This is a genomic window from Psychrobacter urativorans (assembly GCF_904846695.1).
GTDB classification, from domain to species: Bacteria; Pseudomonadota; Gammaproteobacteria; order Pseudomonadales; family Moraxellaceae; genus Psychrobacter; species Psychrobacter urativorans.
Genome location: NZ_CAJHBR010000004.1, coordinates 24,830 through 38,024, shown reverse-complemented (window position 1 = coordinate 38,024; position 13,195 = coordinate 24,830). Strand labels below are relative to the sequence as shown.

Genomic DNA, 13,195 nt, shown 5'->3' with positions numbered 1-13,195 from the left:
CCAGCACTGTAATCCGTGCCAATTATTGGCAATAGTTAACGGTTATTGCGGTCCAAACAGCTGGTTAATCAATGGGATATCGTGCTCTTTTTCTTCTTCATCAGCCACTACTTGACGAGCCACATGCATAATCAGCTGTCGCAACCAGCGGTGGGCTGGATGATGCTGGAGTAATGGCGACCATGCCATGGTCAGCTCAAACTCTGGTATAAAAAACGGCGGCTCTCTCATGACAATACTATCATTCGTCGCTTGCATACGGGCCACTCGAGTAGGCAAAGTGGCAATCAAATCTTTATTAGCCGCTAGCATCGCTGGCATTTGATAATGACGGGTAAAAACACTGATATGACGTTTCTGACCTAAGCGTTGCAGAGCTTGATCAATAGAGCCTAGCCCACCTGACTTTTCAGGATTGACCCCAAAGCCAACACCCATTCCAGTTTTTGACACCCAGACATGCTGACTTTTTAAATAGTTTTTTAGATTAAAACGACTAGCATAAGGGCTATCGGCAGATAGTAAGCAACTAAAGGTATCACGCCAAACCAGTACTTGATGAAAGCTTTGTGGTATCTCATTAAACCGATTAATCGCCAGATCAACTCGCCCTTGTTCCATGTCACGATAAGAGACATCTGAAGGTGTCAAAAAATCTAAAATAACGTTGGGGGCTTCTGAGCGTAGTGCTTTAACTAATTTGGGCACCAAAGTGGCTTCAGCATAGTCTGAAGTCATAATACGAAAAACACGTGAGGTGCTATAAGGGCGGAACTCAGTGCGTGGCTCTAATACTTGCGTCAGATCGGCCAATATTTCGCGGATACGTGGTTGTAATTCAAGCGCACGCTCCGTAGGAGTCATGCCTTCTGATGAACGCACCAGTAAAGGGTCATTAAATAGCTTACGCAAGCGACGCAAAATATTACTCATAGCCGGCTGAGTAATACCCAACTGCTCAGCTGCGCGCGTTACGTTTTTTTCTCGGAGCAATACATCCAAATGTACCAATAAATTCAAATCGACCCGCTGCAAATTCATACGTATTTCTCTTAGCTCAAAAATAAATGCTTTTTATAAACTGAATATATTGGCAATTTTCTACTGCATTATGGTCTAATAAGCCATCAAATCAATACATCATCCTAGATTTCAACCTGTAATTCGTTCTATACTACCGATCAATATCTAACATATATTGCTTCAAGCTATTGTTTTTACTATATTATACATAAAGTAAATACTAGAGATAACAATCATAAATTAGATAAATCTTACTAAGGTAGTTATAGTGAGTAATATAGTTAGGTCAAAACGTAAACAACACGGATTGATGTTAATGACCCATTTGCTAATATACTATAGATCATTGTAGCACCTCTTATTAGTAGTTAGCGATATCAGCGACTGCTAACTGCTAAAATACGTTAAAATATACCTCAGCACTACTACTCTAAAAGCGTTAACGCAAATACATTATACATTGTGCTGAATAACGGCAGTTATATTGATTGGCTTACGGCAACTTAGCTCATTATAGACTAGGATAACTAACAACAGTTTGTGCCTTTACTGGATTTATTCTGCCCATAGTTTAATCAGTATTCACTAACTGCTATGCCTACACTAGGGCTGCCAGCTATTAGATCATCTACTAAATGGTAATGTACTGCCAACTATTTTTTATTAATTTGTCTGGTTATAGCCCTTGTATTCTTCATCAAGTTTGTTTAGGGTAATAGGCCAAAGATTTATGCTGAATAAATAATTATTCATAGTTACCTCAAACTGCAACACCCTTAGGGTCATAATCAGTCCTAAGTTTCGATATTATTATTACCATCGTGTTGGCTACAACTCAGTGCAATTATTGCTACGTTCGATAGCAGCTCAGCTATATGGATAATAGTGTGAGTATCGCTAAAATCATTTTTATAACCAAGCTTATCTAAAATTAAACTTTGTTCGTTAGTCTTTTAACACCCACCAAGGAGAAGTCTAGATGTCAAATTATACATCTGCAATTGAACGTGTACGTGAACTGAAACAAAAATACGGCAATTGGGACCATATCAGCGAGAATGATGCTGCACGTATGATGGTTCAAAACCGCTTTAAAACTGGTTTAGACATTGCAAAATATACTGCAAAAATCATGCGCCAAGACATGGCAGAGTACGATCAAGATACTTCTAAATACACTCAGTCTTTAGGTGCATGGCATGGTTTTATCGCTCAACAAACTATGTATGCTAACAAAAAACATTTCGGTACTACTTCAAAAAAATACATCTATCTATCAGGTTGGATGGTAGCTGCACTACGTTCAGAGTTTGGTCCATTACCTGACCAATCTATGCACGAAAAAACAGCTGTATCTGATCTTATCGAAGAGATCTACACTTTCTTACGTCAAGCTGATGCTAAAGTATTGAACGATTACTTCCGTGAGCTAAACGCTGCTGAAGAAGCTGGTCAAGACACTAAAGCTATCGAAGAGAAAATCGAAAACTTCGAGTCACATGTTGTGCCAATTATTGCTGATATCGATGCCGGTTTTGGTAACGAAGAAGCGACTTACTTGTTTGCTAAAAAGCTTATCGAAGCGGGTGCTTGTGCCCTACAAATCGAAAACCAAGTATCTGATGCTAAGCAATGTGGTCACCAAGCGGGTAAAGTTACTGTACCGCATGAAGACTATATCTCAAAGCTTAACGCTATCCGTTATGCATTCTTAGAGCTTGGTGTTGAAGACGGCGTTATCGTTGCCCGTACTGACTCTGAAGGCGCATCACTAACGCAAAAAATCCCAGTATCGAATGAGCCTGGTGATTTAGCTTCTAAATATATCGATTTCATCGAAATGGAAGAAGTAACGCTTGAAACTGCTAACGAAAACGACAGCTTACTTAAGCATAACGGTAAACTAGTACGTCCTAAGCGTTTAGCTAACGGCCTATATAGCTTCCGTGAAGAAACTAATATTGACCGCGTTGTTCTTGACTGTGTGACTGCTCTTGAAAACGGTGCTGATCTACTATGGATCGAAACTCCTACACCAAACGTTGAACACATCAAAATGATGGTTGATCGTATTAAAGAGCAACAGCCACAAGCGAAATTGGTCTATAACAATAGCCCATCGTTTAACTGGACTCTTAACTTCCGTAAGCAAGTTATCGCTGCATGGGAAAAAGAAGGTAAAGATATCTCTGCTTATAACAAAGATAACTTAATGAGCGGCGATTACGACGATACAGAATTGAACGTTGCTGCTGATGAGCTTGCGAAGAGCTTCCAAAGAGACGCAGCACGTGAAGCTGGTGTATTCCATCATCTAATCACTCTACCTACTTACCATACTGCAGCTCTAGAGATGAACGAATTGTCTAAAGGCTACTTCGGTGAAGATGGTATGCTTGCTTATGTTGCTGGCGTACAGCGTAAAGAGATCCGTGCAGGTGTTGAAGCAGTTAAGCACCAAGCAATGGCTGGTTCTGACATCGGTGATGATCATAAAGAGATCTTCTCAGGTGAAAACGCTCTTAAAGCTGGTGGTGGCAAAAACACTATGGATCAGTTCAAATAGGCCTTATCCTCCTATAAACATGCACTAACTAGTAAATGTTTAAACCAAAAAGCCGCCCTACTTTATGTAGGGCGGCTTTTTTATAGCCTGCAAAATATAGCCTGATCCTGATTATTAATAAAAACTATATCTCTGATAACTAACCTTGGTATTTAACGCATCAAATTTAGCTTGTTATTAGTAGCGGCCTCTCATAGGATAGTGACATTATCACTCTACAAGTAGAAGGTTCGCATGCAAGAGATAGAGTTAAAATTTTTGGTGCCAGCAGCACGCCTAAAAGGCTTAATGCGCCAAGCAAAAGTCAAATCATCTGAGACCAGTCAACTGGCTGCTCACTATTATGATACCGCCGATTATACACTGGCAAACGCTGGTATTGGCCTGCGTATCCGTAAGGAAGGTAGTAACTGGGTACAGACTATTAAAGCCGGTGGTGATGGCCTAGCGGCGCGTTTAGAGCACAATACCTTGTTGGATGCTAACCAAGTGCAAGCTATGCTTGATGATAATAATTTACTGCCTGATTTAAGCCTTTATCAAGACACTCCTATTGCCCCAGCGTTGGCTGAATTTAAATTAAAAAAGCTGACAAAAAATCTAACACGGCAATACGTTACTGATGTGCAGCGTACTACCCGCTTGTTAAACGATACTAGCAATATGAATAGTGATAAGAGTCTTAGCAACGATAGCAATGCACTGCCTAACCGTGTAGAAATGGCCTATGATTATGGGCAAATTATTCACGGTAATGATGCTAGCTCATGCCAACCTATTCAAGAGATAGAATTTGAGTTAGTAAGCGGCGAGCTTGAATTTTTATTTGCTACTGCCAAAATTTGGTGTAAGCGTTATAAATTATGCTTATCTACTGTGACTAAAGCTGAGCGTGGCGGCTTGCTGATCAAAGGCGAGGATCATAGTCCAGCGGTCAGTGCTGATCTTAGCCAATTAAAAGTTGATGAGCGCAGGAGTCTGCCACAATTTATTCGGGCAGTAGTACATAACTGTCTGCTACAAATACTACCCAATAGTAGTGCTATCGTAGCAGGTAGTGAGGATGACAGTCATCTATTACAACTGCGTCTGGGTATCCGACGTCTGCGCGTGGCCTTAAAAGCTTTTAAAAAGTTCTCAGAGCATATTAATCCTGAATGGTCGCTAATTCTTAAACAAACAGAGCACTTACTCTCTCACTACCGTGGGCTTGCTTATATAGCGGCTCATGTTGAGCCCCAGTTAGTGCAGCAAGGTGCCCCTAACGTACAATGGACAGCAGATATTGCTAAACTAAAAATTACTCCTATTAATGCTATTGCTGCTAATGACTTCCAGATTACCTTACTGGAGCTGATTGAGTTCGCCATGAGTGCTGATAGTGATGAAGACTCAGCAGCTCCCTTAGCTGTCGCTAAGCTAGCAAAAATACTAGCTAAAAAGCAGCTAAAACTACTAAAGGCTGATCATCAACTCGTTGACTTAAGCGATGGCTTAACTGATGACATCAGTAATGATTTAAGCGCTGATTTAAGTGAAAAGCTATCAGAACCTGCTTTACAGGATACTGAGGTAGATAGTGAGGCAGTAGTAGCTAGCCATATGACTGGCGTTGAAAAGCAGCAAGCTGCACAACATGAAGTACAGCGTCAATTAAGCGACTTACGTTATATTACTGAATTTGCCGCCCCGCTATATGCTAGTAAAAAAACCAAACGCTTCCTAAAGCAGTTAACTAAAGCTCAGCAAGCCTTAAGTCAGCATCAAGATCATCAGCAATACCAACGTTATTATCAGCAAAAATCTACCACTGACGTTAATGCACTCTATGGTGCTGGTTGGTTTGCCGCTTTAACCCTAAGCGATTGGCAGCGCTGCCAAAAACGCTTGGCTAAAGTTCGCCGTACGGCTACCTTCTGGTAATTAATAAGGTTTTATAGAAAGCAGTAGCCAAATACTGATAGTAAAAAAAGTAATAGTAAAACACTGTTAAAGCACTTTTAAATAGCAGCAATAAAAAAAGACAGCCTCACTAATAGAGACTGTCTTTTTTTATGGCTACTACTTAGTATAATCGATCAACTATAAGGAACTGGCTTAACAAATGAAGTGCTACTAGGATGAATTTTGTGTAGTCTCTGGGAACACAGCACCCAAGGGAAATTTATACCATCAGCACACCATAATGGCTGTACTCTTGTTAATTAGGATTAACGATTAACCATAGTAACTAAGCTTAGCTAGCTGTTATTTATTAAATAGCTGTCAAAGCAGTTGTTGACTAATAGGGTTTTGAATCCTTACTGCTCTAACCCTAGCACTTTCATACGCTGATTGAGTGGCTGATAGCTTTTGTCGCCCGCAGCTTGCAATATATTACCAAACGGCATTTGTGCCACTAATTCCCAGTTATCAGGGATAGCGAACGCTGCGGCAACCTCTTCGTCAATTAGCGGATTATAATGCTGCAAACTAGCGCCAACCTCTAATGTACTCAGCTCTGTCCATAGCGCATACTGATGCATCGCTGAAGTCTGTTGCGCCCAAACAGAGAACCTATCGGCATACAACTGAAATTGTTCCTGCATCGACTTTACCACATCGGTATCTTCATAGAACAGCACAGTACCAGCAGCAGCACGGAAGCTATCCATCTTTTGCTTACTACTAGAAAAATCACCATCAGCCACTTCTTCGCGCAGCTTAAGTTCGGTAATATCCCACAACTGCTGATGCTGCTCGCCAAATAAAACCACTAAGCGTGAAGATTGCGAGTTAAAAGCCGAAGGGGTATGCAGTAAGATACGTTCAGCCATATTGACTATAGCTTGTGGAGCGACGGCTAACTCATTACCTAAAGCATAAATAGAGCGACGTTCATTAAAGGTTTGTTGCAGAGTTTCCAAAGTAGCTTTAGACATTATAATTATCCTTATAATTGCAATTAATATTAAAGATCAGAGACAAGTAACCAGCTAGCAATAAACATAGCCATTAGCCAACTATTAATGAATTAGTCTTGGCGCCGTACTAACCCAGTATTGACAACAGACAGGCTCAAGATTATAGCAGTGAGCTTAACAGTTAACAGTTTGGCTTAAGTTTTTTTATCAATAACCTTGTAATTTTTCTTGCAATTTGATCATGCTTTGACTATGTAATGCCATTAGCTGTCGATAATGATAACTGGAGTACCTTCTTCTACTTGTTCATACAACTCAAAAATGTGCTGATTACGCATGCGGATACAGCCATGAGAAAGGGGTACACCCATCGGCTCCGTATCGGGCGTGCCATGAATATAAATATAACGCTGATAGGTATCGCAGCCCCCTTGAGCGTTGCTACCTTTATTAAAGCCTGGCTCTATACCTTCGAGCCATAATATTCGACTCAATATCCAATCGCGGCTCGGCTGCTCCTGCCCTAAGCTGGCACTATAAACCTCACCAGTAGGCACTCGGCCAATAAACACGGCATTCATAGGCTCAGTACCGCCTATTTTTTCGGCGATAATATGCTTACCCAGTGGCGTACAGCCGCTGTCTTGTTGACTGCCTATACCATTTTTAGCAGTCGAGATACTATACTGGCAGACTAAGGTATCTTGTCGATATAAGCTCAGTTTTTGCTCAACAATATTAATAACGATATAAGTAGCATAGTTATTATTTTGCGGGATAACTGGTGGTGTCATAAGTTGTGTCATAAGTAATAATCCACTAGCAGTCTATTAGTAAGCATCTATTGATTTCTTGAGACCTAAGTTATAAATAATTTGTAGCCATTTGAATAAACTAACACCTATTTTTAATGTTAAAAGATTGTATCAAACTCGTAGGCACCGTACTATATACTTAAACCTTTTAAAGCTAGCAAATTATGACCAATATTTCACCGACACGGGTGTCGATGTATGATTTTCTATTTCAAGATATGCAGCCTATAGTTTCGTTGTTGGCTGATGCTGCTAACCTATCGTTACCACAAACACGATTAGGACTAGCTGCTAGTCTACAAGCTATCGTAACGGCTCTACTCGCTTATGAACAGCAATATCACGCCTCAGCGGTGCATAAAAAACTATTTACTCGTAGCGCGGTCAAAGAGCTGCGTCAGTACAATGCCATGAACTTTGCAACCATCAATGCCAGTCTGTATCATCGCAACGATGTCGCTGATGCAGTATTTGGTGATGTGGCAACTGTGATGAAAGCTAGTGCTCATATAGCGGCGCAAATTGACGCTAGTACTGCACAAGTAAAAACACTACTAACTTCATTATGCCTTATTGTACTGCGTGAGTTGGCTATCTTAGCAGACTATAGCCAACTTGATCATGAAGAGCTGGGTCATTGGTTTGATTTACAGCCGCAGTTTTTGCAGGCAGCCGCTATCGATAAATACTGGTATGAGCTGACTGGATTTCAGCCATTACAAGCCAGCGCCAGTCAAGATATGCAGCAGGCAACTCCTAACTACTTAAAAGTTATTGGTCGTGCGCCTGAGAACGTTCAGCAAGGACGTCATAATGATCTGTTGGTGTTTGCTCCGATGCCTTTGATCGAGCTACCACATCAACGCTGGTTGCTGCAGTTGGCCAAAATTGCTGATATCTATCTGAGTCGTGATCGATTGCGCATTACTTCTGAACCAACTACTGCACCTGTTGCGCCTTTAGTCAGTTTAGGACTACTCGAGGCCAATAAAGACCCTAGCCCTGTTACTACTAGCGAGGCACCTATCGACTACGATACCTCTGTACCACTATGGAAAAACCCAGTCATTCTTATTATTATCTTAGTCATCGGTAGCCTTAGCGCTTTGGCTGCTTTGAAATATCAGCAGCAAAAATCTAACGGTATCTTGCCAGCTGCCGCCGCAGTATATAAGCATGACCGTGCTGAAGAGCGTCAACAGCAAGATGCTATCGGCAAAATAGAACAGTAGCAACGGCTAGCATTGGTATTGATATTAGTATGAAAACCATTACCGTCTAACAAACAATACTAGATCTCGGCTAATGCCAGCAACTTATGACGCATAAAAAAACAGAGACTCAAGGTCTCTGTTTGTTATTAATTAGATTCATTGACTGGACTTGACTACTTAGACAAGTCACGACCACGGCTAGCTTCGATAGCCAGACGCAGACCATTTAAACGGATGAAGCCTTCTGCATCTTTTTGATCATACGCACCAGCATCATCTTCAAAAGTTGCAATCTTCTCATCGAACAATGAATCAGCTGATTTACGACCAACTACGCTGACGCTACCTTTATACAGCTTCACACGTACAGTACCGTTGACATATTCTTGTGACTTATCGATTAACTCTTGCAGCATTAGACGCTCAGGACTGAACCAGTAGCCATTATAGATAATTTTAGCGTAGCGTGGCATCAACTCGTCTTTTAGGTGCGCCGCTTCACGATCAAGGGTCAAAGACTCAATACCACGATGGGCTTTAAGCATAATAGTCCCTGCTGGGGTCTCATAACAGCCGCGTGACTTCATACCTACGTAACGGTTTTCTACGATATCTAGGCGGCCAATACCATGCTTACCACCAATCTCATTGAGCTTGATCATAATTTCATAGGGCTTAAGCGGCTCACCATCAATAGCGACGATATCACCTTTTTTATACTCAAGTTCCATATACTGCGCTTGATCTGGTGCTTGCTCTGGGCTTACTGACCAGCGCCACATATCATCTTCAGCTTCAGCATAAGGATCTTCTAAGATACCGCCTTCATAAGAGATATGCAGTAGATTGGCATCCATCGAATAAGGAGATTTAGTTTTAGTGCCTGCATAATCGATGGCAATATTATGCTCTTTGGCATAGTCCATCAAGCTTTCACGACTAGATAAATCCCACTCACGCCAAGGGGCGATAGTAACCACATCAGGAGACAAAGCAACAGCACCAAGCTCAAAACGCACTTGGTCATTACCTTTACCAGTAGCACCATGACTAATAGCGTCTGCACCATGCTCAGCGGCAATCTCAACTAAGCGCTTGGCGATTAGTGGACGGGCAATAGAAGTACCGAGTAAGTACTCGCCTTCATAGATAGCATTGGCACGGAACATAGGGAACACATAATCACGAGCAAACTCTTCACGTAGATCTTCAATGTGAATGTTTTTGATACCCATCGCTTCAGCTTTAAGACGTGCTGGCTCTACTTCTTCACCTTGACCGATGTCAGCGGTGAAAGTGATAACTTCTGCATCATAAGTCTCTTGTAGCCATTTGGCGATGATTGAAGTATCAAGACCTCCAGAATAGGCCAGAACAATTTTATTAATATTTTTTTTATCTAGTTTTGCCATGAATGACTCCTAGTAAGTGGCGGGAAGGTTAAAATATCATAGTGCTAGTTGGCTACAATATAAAGTAAAAAATGCAGAGAATATTTAGCAGTTGTTTATAGACGCTTTACAAACTATGCAAAACAAGCATAAAAAGCGCTCAAAACTGACTTTTCCTGCTTAGTGTACCTTATATTGACCTTATATCATATTTAGTCTACGCCCTGTTTGTTAGTAATAATCAGCTGACTATTATCCAAGGCAATATTTGCTAATCAACCGCTTATCTTTAGCGGCATATTTAGTCAGAGAGTCAAATCTGTTATTATGGGCACTGGTAAAATTCTCTAATAAAAACTAGCCAGTAAATAACGGGTAAAACTATCCATATAATCCGACTAATAAAATAATTTATCAGCTGTCGTTTATTGACAAATGTATTAACTTATCAGCCTCAACTATCTCTTAGTTCCTATTTTTCATCTTAATTTCATCCTACAGAGCGTTATAATCCTTATGACTGATTTTATTGCAGAGCTAACTATTATTCAGCCAGACGACTGGCATATCCATTTACGAGACGGTCAAGCACTGGCGACTACTGTTGCCCATGCAGCGACTAGCTTTAATCGTATTATCTGTATGCCCAATCTGGTACCACCAGTCAAAAACGCAGCTGATGCCCAAGCTTATCGTGAGCGCATAATGCAGTATTTGCAGGCAAGTGACATTAGTGCTGATCGCAAAGTCACTTTTGATCCACGCATGACTTTATACATGACTGATCAGACTAGCGTGCAAGATATAGAAATGGCGGTCAAATTTGGCATAGTACAAGCCGTTAAGCTTTACCCTGCTGGTGCTACGACTAACTCTGCCGATGGCGTCACTAACATTAATGCCCTAGCAGATGTGTTTGAAGCTATGCAGAAATATCAGTTACCTTTGCTATTACATGGTGAAGTGACTCATGATCATGTCGATATTTTTGACCGTGAAAAGCGCTTTTTGGATGAAGTATTAACGCAAATTATCGCCAAATTCCCAGCATTAAAAATTGTAGTTGAGCACATCACTACTAGCGATGCTGCTGACTTTGTGTTAGCGCAAGGTAACCATGTTGCCGCTACTATTACCCCGCAGCACTTAATGTTCAATCGTAACCATCTATTGTTAGGTGGTATCAAGCCACATCTATATTGCTTACCTATTCTCAAGCGGGCCTCGCATCAAAAAGTATTATTAGATGTGGCGACTAGTGGCAGTCCAAAATTCTTTTTGGGTACTGACTCAGCGCCGCACTCAACCGATAAAAAAGAAGCCGCTTGCGGCTGTGCGGGCTGTTATAGCTCAGCGACAGCTCTTCCGCTCTATGCTACTGCATTTGATAGTGTTGGCAAAATTAACAACCTTGAGGGCTTTGCTAGTCGTTTTGGTGCTCAGTTCTATGGCTTGCCAATCAGCACCAACACGGTCACTTTAATCAAAAAGCCAATGCAAGTCCCTAGTGCTTATCCTTACTTTGACGGCTCAACGCTGACCCCACTAATGGCTGGTGAAACGCTACCTTGGTCTATCAAGGCCTAAACTACATTCTGCCTAAGTCTGATGATATGACCGCCAAGCTAGTAGCATTCATATCATCAGCTACTCGTATAATTTCAACTTATTATGACTACCGATAAAAGTGATTTGACTGTCTATGACCACCCAAAATAACACTCCTGTATCCGATGAGGTCTTGAGTGGCCCTGCTGAGCGTATTAGCACTAATGAAGCGAGCTCTATTAAAGCATCAGCACCCTCTGAGACTACAGAAACTCAGACGCCAATGACTCTAAAAGAGCGTTTTCGTAAATTTTTACCGGTAGTAGTCGATGTGGAGACTGCTGGTTTTAACTCGCAAACCGACGCCCTCTTAGAGATTGCTTGTATCCCTATTCTGCTCAATGAGCAAGGGGTTTTTTATCCAGGCGAGGCGCTAAATGCCCATATCGAACCTTTTGAAGGGGCAAACTTAGAGCCAAGCGCCCTAGCGTTCACCGGCATTGATCCCAATAACCCGATGCGAAAAGCTATTGCAGAAGATGAAAAAGTGGCGCTAAGACGCATTTTTAAAGGCCTAAAAGAAGTGCGAAAAGCTGAGGAATGTCGCCAATGTGTCCTTATTGGCCATAATGCTCATTTTGACTTAAGCTTTTTGAATGCGGCAGTTCTACGTACTAATAGCAAAAGCCACAACCCATTTCATCAGTTTTCGGTATTTGATACGGTGACTTTAGCCGCCTTAGCCTTCGGTCAGACAGTACTGGCTCGTGCTTGCAAAGCAGCAGGGCTAGATTTCGATGGTAATGATGCACACTCAGCGTTATACGATACCCAAAAGACTGCTGAGCTGTTCTGTCATATCCTTAACCACTACCCAATGCTTCCTAATGCCCTGCGTGTCCAAGAACCTAACGAGACTTTGACAGATAGCAACAACTAACAAACAGCAATTAGCCAAATTTTATCTATAATGAACCAATAGTAATGGAACACTCACTAATTGCTATTGGTTAACTGGCGATAATAGCTAACCTATGAGCATAGTTTTACTGCAATGAATAATAACGCTGTTGTATTATTAATCCGACTTGATCATCTTAGTTTTTAGTTGATAAGGATATGATTGATACAATGAAACTATTTTGACTGTTGCTTAAGTTATTTGCTGTTTGCAGAAGCGGCATTTAGCTTGATGGTCATTGTTATGATTCAGTACTAATCGATATATCCTGTAGATGATTTAAGCTGCTTACGCTGCCTTTATGGCCTGCAACAGGCTGTGATAGGCTCAACAGGAGAGCTACCCTAATGGAACTAGAACCGCAGCACATGTTATGGGGAACTATTATTGGTTATATGTTATTAGCTTTAACTATTAGCACCTGCACTTCTCTATGGATACGCCACCATTTAAAGAATAATAACCTACATCCACGTCGCGCATTGAAAAAAAGATACTTACTATTAAAAAAACGTAGAAAAAGGCTTGACAGTAGACACAGACGCTATTAGAATGTGCACCACTTCAGCATAAATGGTGAAAGCAGTTGAAGCGTAGTACCTAGTCCCCATCGTCTAGAGGCCTAGGACACCGCCCTTTCACGGCGGTAACGGGGGTTCGAATCCCCCTGGGGACGCCACATATAAAAGTGGTATCTACTCCGGTAGTAATGCTTTAGAACCTTCCAAAACTTTATAGGTTTTGGAAGGTTTTTTTATGGGCTAATGATTAGTT

At 41.3% G+C, this 13,195-nt stretch carries 9 protein-coding genes and 1 tRNA gene; 6 read left to right on the top strand and 4 right to left on the bottom strand.

Annotated elements, in window-relative coordinates; translation table 11 throughout:
- Window positions 1-42: 42 nt before the first annotated feature.
- Complete coding sequence (locus tag JMY09_RS04525) at window positions 43-1,041, bottom strand: LysR family transcriptional regulator (protein ID WP_201622413.1); 999 nt, start codon at window positions 1,039-1,041, stop codon at window positions 43-45.
- Window positions 1,042-2,002: 961 nt separating this feature from the next.
- Between JMY09_RS04525 and JMY09_RS04520 the strand changes: the two genes are divergently transcribed.
- The gene (locus JMY09_RS04520; RefSeq protein ID WP_201622412.1) at window positions 2,003-3,589 is read left to right on the top strand and encodes an isocitrate lyase; all 1,587 of its coding nucleotides are present in this window, start codon (window positions 2,003-2,005) and stop codon (window positions 3,587-3,589) included.
- Window positions 3,590-3,823: 234 nt separating this feature from the next.
- On the top strand, window positions 3,824-5,512 hold the full coding sequence (locus JMY09_RS04515; protein WP_201622411.1) for a CYTH and CHAD domain-containing protein: 1,689 nt from the start codon (window positions 3,824-3,826) through the stop codon (window positions 5,510-5,512).
- A 377-nt stretch (window positions 5,513-5,889) separates the two neighbouring features.
- Here JMY09_RS04515 and JMY09_RS04510 read toward each other — a convergent pair whose 3' ends face one another.
- Together JMY09_RS04510 and JMY09_RS04505 are read right to left on the bottom strand one after the other, a co-directional pair.
- A complete protein-coding gene (locus JMY09_RS04510) occupies window positions 5,890-6,510 on the bottom strand; it encodes a nitroreductase family protein (RefSeq protein ID WP_201622410.1) in 621 nt (206 codons plus the stop codon).
- A 245-nt stretch (window positions 6,511-6,755) separates the two neighbouring features.
- Window positions 6,756-7,298 carry a L,D-transpeptidase gene (locus JMY09_RS04505; protein WP_227677165.1) on the bottom strand — a complete coding sequence of 181 codons (543 nt, stop codon included), beginning with the start codon at window positions 7,296-7,298 and terminating at the stop codon, window positions 6,756-6,758.
- A 173-nt stretch (window positions 7,299-7,471) separates the two neighbouring features.
- Here JMY09_RS04505 and JMY09_RS04500 point away from each other — a divergent pair, with 173 nt between their 5' ends.
- Window positions 7,472-8,539, top strand: a complete 1,068-nt coding sequence (locus JMY09_RS04500) for a hypothetical protein (RefSeq protein ID WP_201622409.1) — start codon at window positions 7,472-7,474, stop codon at window positions 8,537-8,539.
- Between the two features lie 155 nt (window positions 8,540-8,694).
- Here the strand turns inward: JMY09_RS04500 and JMY09_RS04495 are convergent, their stop codons facing one another.
- Window positions 8,695-9,933 carry an argininosuccinate synthase gene (locus JMY09_RS04495; protein WP_201622408.1) on the bottom strand — a complete coding sequence of 413 codons (1,239 nt, stop codon included), beginning with the start codon at window positions 9,931-9,933 and terminating at the stop codon, window positions 8,695-8,697.
- 495 nt (window positions 9,934-10,428) lie between these two features.
- On the opposite strand from JMY09_RS04495, the gene pyrC reads away from it, so the two are divergent.
- From pyrC to JMY09_RS04480, 3 genes are all read left to right on the top strand, one after another.
- A complete protein-coding gene (pyrC, locus tag JMY09_RS04490; protein WP_201622407.1) occupies window positions 10,429-11,499 on the top strand; it encodes a dihydroorotase in 1,071 nt (356 codons plus the stop codon).
- 244 nt (window positions 11,500-11,743) lie between these two features.
- Complete coding sequence (gene rnt / locus JMY09_RS04485; RefSeq protein WP_201622514.1) at window positions 11,744-12,400, top strand: ribonuclease T; 657 nt, start codon at window positions 11,744-11,746, stop codon at window positions 12,398-12,400.
- A 624-nt stretch (window positions 12,401-13,024) separates the two neighbouring features.
- Window positions 13,025-13,100, top strand: a tRNA-Glu gene (locus JMY09_RS04480).
- The last annotated feature ends 95 nt before the right edge of the window (window positions 13,101-13,195 follow it).